The organism is Synechococcus sp. WC10meta (genome assembly GCF_047461475.1).
The window spans coordinates 134,884-150,833 of sequence record NZ_JANSHF010000003.1; the positions used below are offsets into that span (position 1 = coordinate 134,884).

A 15,950-nucleotide genomic window follows, 5' to 3' on the forward strand; every position below is an offset into this window, starting at 1 on the left:
CCCCGGTCAGGAGGGTCTTCTAATGATCACTGCCGAGCTAATCTCTGCAGAGGAGTTTCGCCAGATCATGGAGGCGGATCTGGAGGCCTGCTGTGAGGCTTTTGGCCTGAGGGCAGAGTACCTGCGTCTTGAACAGCAACAACTGCGGTTTTGGGTCATGCTGGCCCTCTGCCTGCTGGTGATTGCTTTGGTGATCCTCCTGGGAGTTCGGGATCCCGGTTATTGGCTGCTCTATGCAGTGGCCGTCCTGTTGCTGGGAGTGGTCTTCCTGGGGTTGCTCTGGGCTCTCCTGAAGTTGCGGCAAAACCTGCGTCGCATTCGTCAGCGCTGGCAAGAGGCCCATCTCCTGAATAGCCCTGCCGAGATCATGGAGTTCGCCAGCGATCTCGCCTGCAAGGTTAAAGAATACAACCGCTGGGTGCAAGAGCTGCAACAATCGCTGGAGGGGGGCCACTATTGGCAAGATTTTCGCCAACTCAGTGAGGCCGAACAGAAGTATATCCAGTCGCTCTTTTTGCAGGTGCGGGCCCAACTGGTGATGGCTCTGCAGGTGTGCAGAGCTTTAATCGAGAATCCGCAAACCTCCGTAGCTCAGTACCTCAACCAAATGGTTGCCCGAGATCAGCAACTGGTGGAGCAGTTTGTCGCCAAAAACTTGACGGCTAACCGCTACGTAACCATAGCCCGCCACCTCTCGGCGCTGGAAGCAGGTCTGCAAGCTCGGATCGGCGCTCTGGCATCTTGCTAGCCTATGCTCAAGCCCTTGCTAAACGGAAACACGGCACGGCTGGCTCTCCTCCTGCTGGCTGGTGGGCTAGGCTTGTTGGGGTGCGGGGATCCGAATGTACCCCTGACGCAGCCGCCTCCCAACGCTTTTCGCATCAGCACCCCCCGCCCGCCGCGCTTAGATCTTTACCCCACCCCACCACCCATGCCTACCCCTACGTCAACGCCGCTCCCTGGCCTTTTGGAGATCACGGCTCGCTGGCTGGGACTCTCGTGGCCGCCACAACGGCGCGAGATCAGCCCGGTGCGGTTAAGCGCGCGTTTCCTGGATATCTCGTTGCCGCCCAGGCCTCGCCCTTCCCCTACCCCCACAGGAGAAGAGGAGAAGCGGCAAAGCCAAAAGCCCTAGGTTTTGCTCTGCGGCTTGGAGACCTACGCAACCACTGTCACCGGCTCCGTTTCTCGTACGCGCAGCTTTTCGCAGGGGATGGTATCCGTCAAGATGGAGCTGGCCATCATGCCCGTGTGGATCTCCAGCTTGGCTCCTGGTAGCGCCTCAAACAGCAACCGCTGCCCAGGAAATACCACCCGCTCAAAGTACCAGTTTTCGATATTTGTGATGCGAACCACTTGAATGGAGCTGGTTGCATTGATGTAGCTGCAGGTTATTCGCTCTGCTTGTTTTTTTGCCGGGATCGCATCGAGGGTTTGCATAATTAGCTCACTAGCCTGCCTTGCTCAGCCTGTCATCCAGGCTAGCACTGCTTGGAGATCACTGCAGTAGTCTGCGATACGGCGATCCCGATTGACAAAAATAAGTCCTAGAGGACTTCTGTATTTGATCTTACCGTTTGACTCCAAAACTCCCTTCGGAGGCGGGGTGGATTTGGGCAGGGATCCCTTCTCGAAGCGGCGCAATTGCCATAGAAAACCCTTAGGTATTAGTAGTCGAGATTACACTTTGGAATCAGGGCCCATTGAGGCTCGAGCCGGTCGCTGAGCTTGGCTGAGGTGGGCTGGGATCCCAGTTCAGGCCTTCTACCCGTAGCTCCAGAGCCCCTGACTGGCGCACCGGGTTGTAGTGCAAGCTAAGGCCGTAGGTGCGGCGGTCGTAACCCAGGCGATAGGTAAGATCCACCTGCTGGCCTGACTGTAAGTCCAGGGTGGTTTCAGCCCCCACCCGCAGCGGGCCATACAGCTGTTGCAGGAAGCCTAAGACCAGCTGCTCCCGCGTGGTGATGCGGTCAAACAAAAAGGGCGAGGCTCCCGCCAAAAAACCGTTGGAGTAGGTTACCCTCAGGCTGGTGTAGTCGAAGGTATCGGCCACAAAAGCCCCGAGCACGGCGTCGAGGCCGATACTGCCAGCAGTGTAGCTTTGGGCGCGGCCATCGGAGTAAAACGACTGGCTGCTGCTGACGCCAGTGTTGAGCCAGATCCCCTGTTCAATGGGCAAAGCGGAAAAGCGGGGCGGCGGATCTGAGGTTGTCTTGGAGGGCCGCCAGAGGGGAAAAGAGCGAGTTAGGGTTGCCCCCAGTTGCAGACGAGCAAGCTGGATGCGCTCGGTGGTTCTGGCCAGGGCCAGAGCGGGATCGGTGTCGATATTGCCAAGTTGTCCCAGGGCGTCGAGGTAGTCGGCGGCTATGCGGTAGCTGAAATCCAAGCCGGTGTTGCCAAGGCGAAGGGTGGGCGAGCTGTAGCTGGCGCCAAAGCGATTCTCCACAATCTGGAAGCCCAGGCGCCCGCTGAAAAAACGCTCCCGATAGGCATAGGTGTAGGTGACTTGGCCGCCGTTGCCGGTGGTAACGCGGTGTTCGACCTGCGCCCGCAAGCGCCGGGCAAATTCCTCAAAGACGATCCCGCGGAGCTCGGCAAACAGCAAGGTTTGGGCACGCGGCTGCCGCCAGCGCAACTCCGCTCGCAGCCCGACTCCATCGCGGATTCCTTGGAGGCTCCCCCAGAGGCGTTGGGGATAGAGCTGCGGGGAAAACACCAAGCTGAGATGGGGCTCCTGCAGCAGCTCAATGTTGGCCTGCAGGATTAGGCCCCGCCGCAGTTCCTTCCGGTCGAAATCGTCGTAGAACAGGCTGACCGGAGGCTGGCGGTTCAAGGAGTCAAAGCGCAGCCGCAGGGGCAGGGGCAGAAAAAAGACTTGGTCGAAAGCCAATTGGCCAGCTTCGGCAATCAACAGGCTGGAACCATCCGCCTGCAAGGTAGAGGTCACCCGCGGGCTGCGGATCTCCAGCTCCGGCGGATCGAGGGGGTCATTGGTCAGCCGCACCTCTTCTCCTTCCCAGTTGTTGGCATCGAAGCGAATGCGGGTAGCGCGAAAGCGCACCAGCCGCTGAGGCGAGAGGGGCAGCGGAGAGCCGCTGGCCTGCAACTGGCCAATATCCACCTGCCCAAAAGCCTCTTCCAAAAAGCCCTGCTCCCGTTCAAAGTCGTACTCCAGCCGGGATCCCTGGATGCGCTGCTGATCCAACTCAATGGAGACGTTGCCCTCGGCCACGGCTCGTCGCTGCTGCAGCTCAATGCGCAGGCGGTCTGCCCGCAGCACCGAGCGGCCCAGCCGCATCTCCACATTGCCCTCAGCCAGGAAAACCTGCGCCCGCTGGTCGAAGGTTTGACGGTCGGAGCGCAGCCGTAACGTGCGATCCGCAAGGGCGTCGAGGGCAGTCGTATCCCCCGCCTGGGCGGCCGCCACCTGGCCTTTCTCCCCCTGGGCTGAGGTAGGAGCAGCCGTTGCCAGACCAAACACCCCCAAGCAAAGCCAGAGCCACCAAAACCCTTTCATGCTCCCCAAACCTGTGCAACGCTTCAGCCTAAGCTACCAGGTTGGGGAGGGTTGAGGGCGCGGTTGAGCTTGCCGCTGCGGTAGCCCTCCAGATCGAGGCTGACGTAGAGATAGCCAAACGATTGCAGGGTTTTAACCAGCGCTGCCAGGTCAGTTTTTTGCACGAACTCCAGGATCTGGTGGGGGGGCAGTTCAATGCGGGCAGTATCTTTTTCCGAGCGCACTCGCACCTCTCGCCAGCCCAAGCTGCGCAGATAGCGCTCAGCCAATCCCACCCGCCGCAGCTTCTCGGCAGTGATGACCTCGCCGTAGGGAAAGCGGGAACTGAGGCAGGGTTGGGCCGGCTTATCCCACCAGGGCAGACCCAAGTGGCGAGACAACTGCCGCACCTCCAGCTTGCTCATCCCCACCTCCGCCAAAGGGGATCGCACACCACGCTCCCGAGCTGCTTGCACCCCTGGCCGGTAGTCAGCCAGATCGTCGGCGTTGAGGCCATCGACCACGTGGTCGTATCCCTGAGTTTTAGCCAGCTGGAGCAGCGTGTCGTGCAAGTAACTTTTGCAGAAGTAACAGCGGTTAGGGGGATTGGCAGCATAGCGGGGATCCTGCAGCTCCTGGGTCTGGATGACCTGGTGGCGAATGCCGAGGTACTGGGCTTGCCAGATGGCCTCCTCCAGGTCTTCGGGCAAAAGCGCCGGGGAAGCAGCGGTAACGGCCAGAGCCCCCTCCCCCAGCTGATCCCAGGCCAGCTTGGCCACCAGGCTGCTATCGATCCCTCCCGAGTAGGCCACCACAACCCGCCCCATTTCGGCGAAGATCTGGACAAGCTGCTGAAACTTGTACTGTAGGACGGGGTCTAGCTCCAGCAAGGGGGTGGCAGAGCCAAGAGGTACGTCCATGAGGCTAGGGAGTCCGTAGGGTCTGGGCTAGAGCGGGGCAGATATTCCTCTTCCATTGTTTCCTAGAATTTTCTGACTTTCCAACGCTTCTGCCTCAAAGGCAAGGCAGTGAGCGGGCAATCTCTCTAGGCCAGTGGGCCACTGAGGCGGTAGGCTGGATGGCAGAGAGACCCCTGCCTCTCCTCTGGATCTTCTGCCCATGACTCTTCAGCTTGAACCTGCTAGCTCCGCAGAGGTGGCCCTCTATCAGCCCTATTACGCCGTTGCCCGCCGGCAGTACCTACCGCTGGCGGTGGGTCTCTACAAAAAGGGCAACCTAGAAGGGCAGCGGCCCATCGAAGGAGACAGGCCCGTCTCTTTCTTGGCCAGTTGGCCTGTATCGCCTCTGCCCTCTGATCTAACAGCGGTGCAGGTCATTTTCGATCAAGACCCGGAGCTAACCTATCAGGTCTCCCTAGCCAACTATGAGTTTGTGGACTACCTCATCGATGTGGTAGCGGCGGTGCAGCGGGGTCAGCCGCCGAATTTCACCACCGCCTTTTACAAAAAGCTGATGCGGTATGAAGACTGACGCCAATTCTCCGGTTGCCGTCACCCTCTACGACACGACGCTGCGGGACGGGGCGCAGCGGGAGGGGTTGTCCCTGTCGGTGCAAGATAAGGTGCAAATTGCCAAGCTGCTGGATCGCCTGGGCATCCCTTTCATCGAAGGCGGTTGGCCAGGGGCCAATCCCAAAGACGTGCAATTTTTCTGGCAGATGCGGGAAGAGCCCCTGGAGCAGGCGGAGCTGGTGGCCTTTTGTTCCACTCGCAAGCCGGGGCGGCGGGCAGCCGAGGATCCCCTGCTGCAGGCCATCTTGGCAGCGGGCACCCGTTACGTGACGGTCTTTGGCAAGTCCTGGGATCTCCATGTTACGGAGGGGCTGGGCACCACCTTGGCCGAGAACCTGGCCATGATCCGCGACACCATCACCTACCTGCGCTCCCAGGGGCGGCGGGTGATCTACGATGCCGAGCACTGGTTTGACGCCTACCGCCACAACCCCGACTACGCCCTGCAAACCCTGGTGGCAGCAGCAGAGGCCGGGGCGGAGTGGCTGGTTCTCTGCGATACCAACGGCGGATCCCTGCCCCACGAGATTGCCGCCATCACAGCAGCCGTCTTGGCGGAATCCCATCACCTGGGGCATTTGCCTTTGGGGATCCACACCCACAACGACTCCGGCACGGCCGTGGCCAATGCTCTAGCGGCAGTCCAGGCGGGGGCGCGCATGGTGCAGGGCACCATCAACGGCTATGGGGAGCGCTGTGGCAACGCCGACCTGTGCAGCGTTATCCCCAACTTACAACTCAAGCTAGGCTACCGCTGCCTGCCCGAGGGAAAGCTGCAACACCTAACAGAGATCTCCCGCGCCATCAGTGAGGTGGTCAACCTGGCCCCGGACGACCATGCTCCTTTCGTGGGCCGATCCGCCTTTGCCCACAAGGGTGGGATCCACGTCAGCGCTGTTCAGAAGAACCCCCTGACCTACGAGCACATTGCCCCGGAGCAGGTGGGCAACTGCCGGCGCATCGTCGTTTCGGATCAGGCGGGGTTGAGCAATATCCTCAGCAAGGTGGCTGGCTTTGGGATCCGGCTGGACAAGTCGGATCCCCGGGCGCGCTTGATTTTGGAGCGGCTGAAAACTCTGGAGCTGCAGGGCTACCAGTTTGAGGCGGCCGAGGCCAGCTTTGAGCTGTTGGTGCGGGGCCTGTTGGGGCAGCGCTCCCACCCCTTTGAGGTGCTTAGCTTCCATGTCAGCGCCACCACTCGCTCGGACTGGAGCAGCAGAGACTGGGATCCCAGCGGTGAGGCAACCGAGGTGCAGTCCCTAGCAGCGGTGAAGATTGCCGTGCAGGGGCAGACGCGGGTGACAGCAGCCGAAGGCAATGGGCCGGTGGCGGCCCTGGATGGGGCGCTGCGCAAGGCCTTGCTGGAGTTTTACCCGCAACTGGAAGCCATTCACCTCACCGACTACAAGGTGCGGATTCTGGACGGCCAGGCGGGTACTTCTGCCAAAACGCGGGTGCTGGTGGAGTTTAGCGACGGCCATCGCCGCTGGACCACGGTAGGAGTTTCCACCAACATCATCGAAGCCTCCTGCCGGGCCTTGGTGGAAGGCTTTGAGTACAGCCTCCTGGCAAAACCTTGCTTTTCCCCACCCTCTGCCCAACTAGCCTCGCCTTGAAGGGAGTTCTTCAACTTCCATGAGAATTATTGGCCTAACAGGCGGCATTGCTACCGGCAAATCCACGGTGGCCCGCATCTTGGAACGGCAGGGGATCCCAGTGGCCGATGCGGATCAAATAGCCCGCCAGGCCTTGGCGCTGGGATCCCCCATCCGCGAGCGGGTCCTGCAGCGCTACGGCCAGGCCATTCAGGATCCCTCGGGAGAGCTGGATCGCCGAAAGTTGGGGCGGATTGTCTTTGCCGATGCCGCCGAGCGGGCCTGGCTAGAGGCGCAGATCCACCCGTTTGTCAAAGCGCGGCTGCGGGAGTTTCTCGAGTTCCACGGGGCGGCTGAGGCTCAGCCCAGTTGCCAACGGTCTCTAGAGAATGTCCCTCCAGCCCTCTGCCTCATGATCCCTCTCCTCTTTGAAGCGGGCATGGAAAACTGGGCCAGCGAGATCTGGGTGGTGATCTGTACCCCTGAGCAGCAGCGGCAGCGCCTGGCCTTGCGGGATCCCCTCCTGACACCGGCAGAAATCGAAGCTCGCCTGGCCAGCCAGTGGCCTTTGGCAGAGAAAGTCCGTCGGGCTGACGTGGTGCTGGACAATTCTGGATCCCTGGCGGAGCTGGAAGCTCAGGTGCACCAAGCGTTGGCTTCCCAGCAACCCCTGGCCTTGCCCCAGCAGGCCGGCTAGAGTAGCGGATGGGGATGGTGGGTTGAGGGAGAGTCAATGCAAGCAACGACTGGCGGCAACAAGCCGGATAGCAGGGCAGAGTCCTGGTGGGCGCAAGCTTTGGCAGCCCGGGAGCAGGAAATCCAGGCGCTGAAGGAGCGTAACCGCCTGTTGCAAAGCCAGATTGACCTTTTGGAGTTGCGCCAAGAAAAGCAACGCCGACAGATTCGCAGCTACGAGGCCGAGATTGAGCAACTCTACCAAGAAAAGCAAGTGTTGGAGCAGATCCTCCAAGAGCTGCCGCAACTCTATCGGCGCAAGTTGCAGGCCCGCCTGCAGCCCATCCGCGAGCGCATCGCCGCCATTCAGGCAGAAAACCGCCGGCTTAAGCGGGAACTGTACCAGCTCAGCTACCGCCTGCAGGACATGGATCAATTGGATAAGCCAAGCTGGAAGCTGCCCCTGCCCCCTCTCCTTGGCCGGGGTCGCCGGGATCCCAAAGAGCCGCCAAAAGCTCTGCCGGTTCAGGGAGCCCTCTCTCCGCCTTGCTCTTGAGAGTTCAGCAGCCAGAATAGGAAAGCATCTCGGCCGCACAAGCCCCAAGACGCAGCCGAAGCGCTGCCTACTTGGAGATTTGGAAAATGGTCGCCGCTGGCAGCTATGAGCCCCTGCACCTGAAATACCGCCCGCAGCGCTTTGCCGAGGTGGTGGGCCAAGGGGCAGTCGTGCAGACTTTGGCCAATGCCATTCGGCTGGGGCGGGTGGCGCCGGCTTATTTGTTCTGTGGGCCGCGGGGCACCGGAAAAACCTCCAGCGCCCGCATTCTGGCCAAGTCCTTAAATTGTGAGCAGGGGCCAACGCCGGATCCCTGTCAGGTGTGCAGCCAGTGCCGCGCCATCACCGCCGGCTCTTCTCTGGATGTGGTGGAGATCGACGCGGCCAGCAACACCGGTGTGGACAACATCCGCGAGCTGATCGAGCGGGCCCAGTTTGCGCCAGTAAATAGCCGCTACAAGGTCTATGTGGTTGACGAATGCCACATGCTCAGCAATGCGGCCTTCAATGCGTTGCTGAAGACTCTGGAGGAGCCGCCTCCCCGCGTGGTGTTTGTCCTAGCCACCACCGACCCCCAGCGGGTTCTGCCCACCATCGTTTCCCGCTGTCAGCGGTTTGACTTCCGCCGCATTCCTCTAGAGGAGATGGTGGCCCACCTGGGCAAAATCGCCGCCCAGGAAGGGATCCCCATTACACCAGAAGCCTTGCACCTAGTGGCCCAACTTGCCCAGGGCGGGCTAAGGGATGCTGAACGGCTGTTGGATCAGCTCAGTTTGCTAGAGGGATCCATCACTCCAGAAGCGGTGTGGGACTTGGTGGGGGGGATCCCGGAACAGCAGCTTTTGGATTTGACCGATGCTCTGCTGGCTCAGAACGTAGAGGGGGTGCTGGCCCAAACGCGGCAATTGCTGGAGCGAGGCAAAGAGCCCCTGGTGGTGCTGCAGAGCCTGGCGGCTTTCTACCGGGATCTGCTCCTGGCCAAGACGGCCCCACAGCAACGGCAGCTGGCGGCTGTAACGGATCCTACCTGGGCAGCCTTGCAACAGCGGGCTCCTTGCTACTCGCTGGAGATGCTGCTAGCGGCCCAGAGCCACCTGCGCCACTGCGAACCCCAAATTCGCCAGAGCGGACAACCCCAGCTTTGGCTAGAAATTGCCCTTCTGGATCTGCTGGGCCAGCTGCGCCAGGGCGCCGTCCCGCTGCCGCCAATAGAGAGCAAGGGTGGCGAGCCGCTCTCCCCTGCCGATCCATTCCCTCCTCTCTCGCCTGGGGCTGTTGTCGGCCCCTCTGCTGCTGAGAGGAACCTCGATGGGAAAGTTGCCCAAGCTGCCCCAGCCCTCGAAGAGCCACTCGCGTCAGCAGGACAGAGCCCTCAGCCTGCCGCAACAGCCTTCCAGAACCCCCTTTCCCCTTCTGAGGGTTCCCCGCCGCCAACGCCAGAGCCCAAAGTTCGCGATCCGGAGCCTGTCGCTTCCCCTGCCAAGCTGCTGCAGCCTCGCTGGGAGGAGTTCCTCAAGGGCCTCTCTCCCACTACCAGAGCCTTGCTGGGATCTGGTCAGTTGCAGCAAGAGACCCTCGTCCGCCTCAACGGGACAGAGACCTTGGAGATCACTCTTGCTTTCCCCAGCAAGGGCCTGGTGGACAAGGTGCGCAGCAAAGAAGCCGAGGTGTGCTCCGCCCTTTACAACCTGCTGCAGCACCCGGTGCGGCTAAAGCTAGTGGTGCAGCGCCCACCTCGACCGCGCGAGGGGCATGTTGGCCAAGCCTCGGCCCAGGATAAAGCTCCACAACCTCCGCTCTCTCCCTCAAAGCTGGGGAACAGCTCTCCTTCCTCAGATCCCCGTCAGGCGGAGCCCTCAAGCCCATCTCCCCCTCTCAAAAACACTGCTCCAGCCGCGCAAACAGCAAGGCCACCCTTCTACGACCTGACCCACGAGCTGGTGGAGGTGGCCCACCGCTTTGCCGAGCATTTCAGCGGCAGGCTGGTGGATTTGGAAGGGATCCTAGCCACACCCGAAGAGGTAGCGGCAGATCTGTCTGCCCTGGAGGGATCCTCCGACCTGCCCACTGCTGAGAGCTACGGCCTACCGACAGCCCAGGCCCCTCCGGAAGAGGATTTTTGAGGTAGGGGAGCGTGAGGGGCAGTAATCGCTCTGTTGGATTTTGGGGTATTGTCAGGTATCTCCCGTGAAGGGGAGGACCATGACCGAATCTCGCGGAAAAGAAGCTGCCTCGAGCACCCCGCAAATTGACTCCCGGATCCTCAGTCTTTTGGGTAGGACGGCGTTGAAGCTCTTGGCTTGTCTGGTTTGAATTAGGATTAGGGGTAGCCTATCCCAATGCCTATCTAGGTTGGAGGAGCAAGGAAATGGCCCGCAAAAGGACGATTTTCAAGTTGGTTTGCTGTCTTCTGGGTGGCTGTTTGATCTTAGTGGCCATTGCGTTGGTAAGGTTAAAGGTAAGCAGACAAGCAGCCCTAAATGCTGAGTATCTTGTAGCTATTCCACCAGAAGTGGAGCAGGTTCGCTTTCAAGACGGCAAATATCAGCGGGGTTCCAGCCCTTTTCAGGAAGGTTTTCTTGTAGCAGAGATTCTAAACATAAAACGTGCTGACCTTAACAATGACGGCTTCCGGGATACCATTGTAATTGCAGCAACAAATCAAGGAGGATCCGGATTCTGGATAAGCTTGTCAGGGTCGCTGGGCGGTGAAGAAAAAACCATCCTTATAGAGCCTGAGCCTCTTGGCGATAGGGTTGACGTTAGAAACATTTCAATTGAGCGCGGCTCTAAAGGAAAAGCTGCAGTTTGCTTGGACATGCTTGTTCATGGCCCTAACGATGCCAGTTGTTGCCCTACTCAAAAACAGAGGGCGTGCTTTACACTTACCGGGAAGAGATGGATTCTCATTTCCTAATCCCTTTGGAGTTTCTGCCGACTGCCATCTCACAACTTTCTGGAGAGGATATCGGTAGGAATTCTCTTTCTCGGGAGCTTGCTCTAGCTTTTGCTCAGAAATTGGCCCTCAGGAGGTGCTGCCAGCCAACTAGGAACCTCGAGCAAACTCTACCAAAATAACCGGAATCGGACTGGTTTCCAACACGGCTTGGGAAGTGGATCCCACCAGCACTTGCTCCCAGCCGCGATGGCCCCGCTTGCCTATGACGATGTCGGTTACCTGCCGCTCTTGAGCTAGGGCTACGATGGTTTCTGCCAGGGGCCCCGAAGCCAGGCAAAACTGGTGGCGAATATCTGCCAACAAGCGCTGGGTGAGCTGCTGCAGCTCCTGTACTCCTTTCCCCTGCGGCTCGTCGGTAACATGCAGCACGATCACTTCCCCATCCACCCGACGCGCCAGATCCGCTGCCTTGCGCAGCACCGCCTCGGCTAAAGGTGAGGTGTCCACTGCTGCCAAAAAGCTAACCCTGCCCTGGCTGCCCACCTTGGTGGGATCCACTTCTCCCTTTTCCAGCAGCCGAGGGGCACAAACCTGAGTTAGCCAAGCCCCCAGGGGTGCTGTGGTCAAAATCGACAAGGCCGCCAGAGCAAGGATCGTCTCCCCGCCAGGGATCCCCTGGGCCAAGGGAATGCCGCCGATGGCTGCCTGCACCGTTGCCTTGGCCATGTTACCCGGCAGCAAAAAGAGCCGCTCCCGCCAGTTCCAGTTACTTCCCAGGGTAGAAAGCCACCAACCCAAGCCCCGACCCAACAGCAGGCTCAGGGTCAGAAGCAACAAACCCGGTAGGATCAGGGATCCCAACACCTGCAGATCCAGGGAAGCTCCCAGGAGCACAAACAGCACGATCTCCGCCACTGTCCAGAGGGCGTCGAACCCAACCCGCAGCCGCCGCGCCAGCGGCCCATCCAGCTCGATGAGGAAAAACCCCATGGCCATCACCGCCAGGTAGCCAGAAAAATAGGGCCATACCTGCGGCGCCAGCACCAAGCCCAGCGCCAGGCAGGCTGCCAGCAACACCTCCTGCGTGCTGTTGCGGGTCCAGTTCTGCTGCACCAAAAGCGCCACCAAAACCCGCGCCGCCAGGTAGCCGATGGCCACGCCCAGCAGGATCTCCATCCCCACCTGGAACGGCAGCCACTGCAGCGGCGACAGCTCCAAGCCCAACAGGCGAACGTTTTCTGTAGATCCCTGGCCCAAGAGGCTCAGCAACAAGCTAAAGCCCAGCAGCAGCAGTACATCGGAAAGAGCACTGCCGGTGAGAATGGCATCCGGGATCCCTTTGGCCACCCCCCAGCCCAGGCTTTTGAGGCGCAACATCCCCGGCACAATCACCGCTGGCGACTCCGACCCAATCACACACCCCAAAAGCAGCCCCGTCTCCCAGTCCAGCCCTAGGATCCAGCGGCTTAAGAGCGCCACCGCCACCGCCTCACAGGCTGCCGGCAAAAACCCCAGCCGCAGGGCCACGGATCCCTGCTGGGCCAGCTTTTCCCGATCCAGCCCTAGGCCGGCTTTCATGAGGATGATCGCTACAGCTACTAGGCGCAGATCCCCAGCTGCTGCCAGCACCTCCGGAGACAAGACCTCCCTCAACAGGATCCCGACCAAAATCATCCCCAGCAGCGGCGGCATCCCCAATCGGCCCACGATCTGGCCGACAAAAAAGCCCATCGCCAAAATCCACAACCAACTGCCCAGCATCAACAGAACCTCTCTTTGCCATCTGGCACCAAGGCAGGCTTTGCCAAGCCAAACGTCCTACTGGCGCACCGCCTGATAGCAACTCCCGGAAGGTAGGAATACAGCTCTCCTGCCGCCCCTGTCAAAGCCGAGCGCCACCGCTGTACCTCCTGCCAAGTTTGGATTTTCGAGGTTCTGTTTGAGGACAGCAGGACGTTGCGAGGGGATGGGTAAAGATTTGGTGGCTTCATTCCTAGGGCTGAGGCCTGCTTGCGCTTTTCGAATGTAGACCTTGGCTTGCGGCAGCTTAACTACGTCTGGTTCTTCCCCAGAGACGGAGGATAAAGTAAAGCTTCCAGCTCCTGCAAAGCTCGCTCTAGGTTGTCGTTAACAATCACGTAGTCGAATTCGTCTTTGGCCTCCAATTCCTTGCGGGCCTGCTGCAGGCGACGTTCAATGCTGTCTTCGGAATCTTGGCCGCGCTGGCGAATGCGGCGTTCAAGCTCTTCCAGAGAAGGAGGGGACAAGAAAATGCGAATGGCCTCTGGACACAGTTTTCTCACTTGCCGGGCTCCAGCCAGCTCAATTTCTAGCAGCACATCCTGTCCCCGGCTGAGTTTTTCAAAGACAATCTGGCGAGGGGTGCCGTAAAAGTTGCCTGCATACTGCGCCCATTCCAGCAACTCGCCGGCTTCGACAAGCCTGAGAAACTCCTCGCGAGTGCGGAAGTAGTAGTTGACACCTTCCTGTTCACCGGGACGAGGGGGACGGGTGGTGACCGAGACAGAAAGATACAGCTCAGGGTGGCGCTGGCGCAGGTGGCTGACCAGAGTTCCTTTGCCCACTCCACTGGGCCCCGTCAAAACCACTAGGCGACCGCGAGGAGTAGGAGATTGGGGTGCTCCCTGAGCCTGCCCAACCTCAGGGGAACCTGGCAAGGGGAGGACGGTAGGAGAGGCGGCCATAGCCATCGACAGAGGAAGGCTGGACGGTTGTTTGTTTGCTTTAGGATATCTTACTCCTCTCTTTGCAGGCTGCCTGTGAGGCTTTTACTCAAGTTCCTCCGGCACCCCGACTTTGGCAGTAAGGAAGCGATTGGCAACGGTTTCCGGCTGGATAGCCGAGAGGATGACGTGTCCTGAGTCGGTGATGATGACAGCGCGGGTGCGGCGACCGTAGGTTGCGTCGATCAACTGGCCTCTTTCGCGGGCATCGCTGATGATGCGTTTGATGGGAGCTGACTCGGGACTAAGAATGGCAATCACACGCCCAGCGGCGACGATGTTGCCAAAGCCAATGTTGATTAGGCGAGTATCCATGGGTGGTGAGCCAATCTAGCGCCTGTCCGGCCAGCAGCCTTCATTCAGGCTAGCAAGTCAAACTGCCGCCTAGCATTGACCAGCAAGGCCTTGCCCTGCAAAGGTTTCTGCTGGGACGGCAAGTTCTCTCAAGGTTGGGTGGGCTGTCGGTTGGTGGAGCTTGGCCAGGACTAGTTCCCTGCTTTGCGGCCCTCAGCCTTCTTCAAGCCGTTCTATGGCTCCTGGAAATTGTCCTCAGAGTAGTAAAGCCTCGTCAATGTCCGCAGCGGTGAGGCGCGGCGTTTTGCCTGGCAACCACTAGAGGCTGGATTAGAGCAGGCCGCTAAAGGTAAAGCTGCCGCTGCCCAGCCGCTCCTGGCGATCGAAAACGCTGATGGTAAGCTGATGGGATCCCGTCTGGGTGACGGTAAAGCGGTTTTGGGTCAGGGTAAGCCCTGTTACCGTACAGGCAGTGGCTCCGACGAAGCAGCCGGGCAATTGGGAAGCGTCGAAAGCTCCCAGGGGGATGAAGTTGCCTAGCGGGGTGGTGACGGCAGCCAAAAAAGCGTTGGATCCGCGGATCCCGGCGGGAGCCTCGACGCGGAAGGAGACGACAAAGGTGGGGGTCTGCCCTACGGGGACAGCACGCGGGGAAAGATCGGTGATGGTGAGGGAGGGAGGGGGTAGGGGAGGCGGTGGGGGCAGGGGGCTACTGCCAGTCGTCTCCCCGCACCCTGCCAAAACAGCACCCAGGAGCAGCAGGGGGATCTGTCTGTCCATGCGCTGCGCAGGCTGCATAGGTTCTCCTTACCTTGAAGTTCAGGTTTAGGGCATCAGAAAACCTGGCTGGAAGCAGCTTATTCCCCTTGCAGGAGCCTTTGGCAGGCACTGGCAATGGCCCAGTCTTCCTGGGCTGAGATGACCAGGACCCGCACTGGCGCGTCGTGGGTGCTGATGTCGCAGTTGCGCGGGGATCCAGCATTGAGAACTGGGTCGATCTGGATCCCCAAAAAGCCCAGGTTGGCGCAGGCCGCCGCCCGTACTGGCGCCGCGTTTTCCCCGATGCCGCCGGAGAAGACCAATGCATCCAGCCGATCCAGGCTCATGAGCATGGCCCCAATCTGGCTGCGCAGGCGGTGGATAAAGAGGCTAAAGGCCAGCTCGGCACGGGCATGGCCTGCCTGCATGGCTTCCAGGATAACTCGCATGTCGCCGCTCAGGCCAGACACGCCCTTCAGGCCCGATTCCCGGTTCAAGATCCGGTCTAGCTCCTCCACACTCATCCCCCGACGCAACTGATGGATCAAAATCCCCGGATCCACTGAGCCGGAGCGGGATCCCATCATCAAGCCCTCTAGGGGGGTATAGCCCATGGTGGTGTCGACGCTTCGGCCCCCGCGAATGGCTGCCAGGGAACAGCCATTGCCTAGGTGGCAGGTAATGAGCTGCAGCTCTTCCAGGGGGCGGCCCAGGATCTCAGCGGCGCGGCGGGCACAGTACTCGTGGTTGATGCCGTGGAAGCCGTAGCGGCGGATCCCTTGCTCGGCCCAGGCGTAGGGAAGAGGATAAAGGGCGGCTGGCGGGGGCATCTGCTGATGGAAGGCAGTGTCGAAGACCGCCACCTGCGGGATCCCGGGCAATAGCTGGCGCATGAGGCGAATGCCCTCAAGAGCAGGGGGGTTGTGAGCTGGGGCCAGGGGGCTTAGCTGTTCGATGGCCTGTTCCACCTCGGGTGTGATCAAGGTGGGCTGGTGGTAGAGGGATCCCCCATGCACCACCCGGTGGCCAATGGCTTTGATCTCAGTCGGCCCTGCCAGCAGGGATCCCTCCCCCTGCCAGAGGCTTTGAAAGAGGGGAGCCAAACCGCTAATGCCGGAGGGAGAGGAAAGGGCGGGAAAAGGCTCCCAGGGACCGCCCTGCCGTCGGACTTGAATCAGGGCCTGGTCGGGCTGGTAGGCAAAGTCCACCTGCGCCTGCCAAAGGGGGGTGGTCTCCACCGTACTCTCAACGGTTGCAAAGAGAGAGGATTTAAGGCTGCTGGAGCCGGCGTTGAGGACCAGGATGGGCACGGGACCCTCCTTCTACCAAAAAGCGCCGTAAGGCCCCGCCTTTGAAGGTGGGGATGTAAGGCGCAGCATTTTATCCAAGGTTTCCCCTGA

Annotated in this window: 16 protein-coding genes; 8 read left to right on the top strand and 8 right to left on the bottom strand. The window is 60.3% G+C overall.

Features of this window, described 5'->3' with window-relative positions; all coding sequences use genetic code 11:
* Positions 1-22: 22 nt before the first annotated feature.
* Positions 23-748, top strand: a complete 726-nt coding sequence (locus NW804_RS02810; protein ID WP_414421046.1) for a hypothetical protein — start codon at positions 23-25, stop codon at positions 746-748.
* Between the two features lie 3 nt (positions 749-751).
* Entirely contained in the window at positions 752-1,135 is a 384-nt protein-coding gene (locus NW804_RS02815; RefSeq protein WP_414421047.1) for a hypothetical protein, read from the top strand.
* Positions 1,136-1,158: 23 nt separating this feature from the next.
* On the opposite strand, the gene NW804_RS02820 is transcribed toward NW804_RS02815, so the two are convergent.
* The 3 genes from NW804_RS02820 to larE form a co-directional block, all read right to left on the bottom strand.
* Positions 1,159-1,440, bottom strand: a complete 282-nt coding sequence (locus NW804_RS02820) for a DUF1830 domain-containing protein (protein WP_414394791.1) — start codon at positions 1,438-1,440, stop codon at positions 1,159-1,161.
* A 253-nt stretch (positions 1,441-1,693) separates the two neighbouring features.
* Positions 1,694-3,517: a DUF3769 domain-containing protein gene (locus NW804_RS02825; protein WP_414422808.1), complete on the bottom strand. Its 1,824-nt coding sequence runs from the start codon at positions 3,515-3,517 to the stop codon at positions 1,694-1,696.
* 23 nt (positions 3,518-3,540) lie between these two features.
* On the bottom strand, positions 3,541-4,416 hold the full coding sequence (gene larE / locus NW804_RS02830; RefSeq protein WP_414410736.1) for an ATP-dependent sacrificial sulfur transferase LarE: 876 nt from the start codon (positions 4,414-4,416) through the stop codon (positions 3,541-3,543).
* A 199-nt stretch (positions 4,417-4,615) separates the two neighbouring features.
* Between larE and ebsA the strand changes: the two genes are divergently transcribed.
* The 6 genes from ebsA to NW804_RS02860 all read left to right on the top strand — a co-directional run bounded on the left by ebsA (position 4,616) and on the right by NW804_RS02860 (position 10,771).
* Entirely contained in the window at positions 4,616-4,987 is a 372-nt protein-coding gene (gene ebsA, locus NW804_RS02835) for a type IV pilus biogenesis protein EbsA (protein WP_414405592.1), read from the top strand.
* Positions 4,977-6,644 (top strand): citramalate synthase, encoded by a 1,668-nt coding sequence (gene cimA / locus NW804_RS02840; RefSeq protein WP_414394797.1) that lies wholly within the window; start codon positions 4,977-4,979, stop codon positions 6,642-6,644. Before ebsA ends, cimA begins: the two co-directional genes overlap by 11 nt.
* A gap of 19 nt (positions 6,645-6,663) precedes the next feature.
* Positions 6,664-7,320, top strand: coding sequence for a dephospho-CoA kinase (gene coaE / locus NW804_RS02845; RefSeq protein ID WP_414422809.1), 657 nt, complete (start codon positions 6,664-6,666; stop codon positions 7,318-7,320).
* 36 nt (positions 7,321-7,356) lie between these two features.
* Complete coding sequence (locus NW804_RS02850) at positions 7,357-7,854, top strand: hypothetical protein (protein ID WP_414422810.1); 498 nt, start codon at positions 7,357-7,359, stop codon at positions 7,852-7,854.
* Between the two features lie 86 nt (positions 7,855-7,940).
* Positions 7,941-9,977, top strand: a complete 2,037-nt coding sequence (locus NW804_RS02855; protein ID WP_414422811.1) for a DNA polymerase III subunit gamma/tau — start codon at positions 7,941-7,943, stop codon at positions 9,975-9,977.
* 245 nt (positions 9,978-10,222) lie between these two features.
* Positions 10,223-10,771 (top strand): hypothetical protein, encoded by a 549-nt coding sequence (locus NW804_RS02860; RefSeq protein WP_414422812.1) that lies wholly within the window; start codon positions 10,223-10,225, stop codon positions 10,769-10,771.
* A gap of 129 nt (positions 10,772-10,900) precedes the next feature.
* Here NW804_RS02860 and NW804_RS02865 read toward each other — a convergent pair whose 3' ends face one another.
* From NW804_RS02865 to NW804_RS02885, 5 genes are all read right to left on the bottom strand, one after another.
* Positions 10,901-12,514 carry a cation:proton antiporter gene (locus tag NW804_RS02865; protein ID WP_414410731.1) on the bottom strand — a complete coding sequence of 538 codons (1,614 nt, stop codon included), beginning with the start codon at positions 12,512-12,514 and terminating at the stop codon, positions 10,901-10,903.
* Between the two features lie 290 nt (positions 12,515-12,804).
* Positions 12,805-13,458, bottom strand: a complete 654-nt coding sequence (gmk, locus tag NW804_RS02870) for a guanylate kinase (protein ID WP_414410730.1) — start codon at positions 13,456-13,458, stop codon at positions 12,805-12,807.
* 84 nt (positions 13,459-13,542) lie between these two features.
* Complete coding sequence (gene remA / locus NW804_RS02875) at positions 13,543-13,812, bottom strand: extracellular matrix/biofilm regulator RemA (RefSeq protein ID WP_414394807.1); 270 nt, start codon at positions 13,810-13,812, stop codon at positions 13,543-13,545.
* Between the two features lie 309 nt (positions 13,813-14,121).
* A complete protein-coding gene (locus NW804_RS02880) occupies positions 14,122-14,589 on the bottom strand; it encodes a hypothetical protein (protein ID WP_414421057.1) in 468 nt (155 codons plus the stop codon).
* 59 nt (positions 14,590-14,648) lie between these two features.
* Positions 14,649-15,860, bottom strand: a complete 1,212-nt coding sequence (locus NW804_RS02885; RefSeq protein ID WP_414422813.1) for an acetate kinase — start codon at positions 15,858-15,860, stop codon at positions 14,649-14,651.
* Between the last annotated feature and the right edge of the window lie 90 nt (positions 15,861-15,950).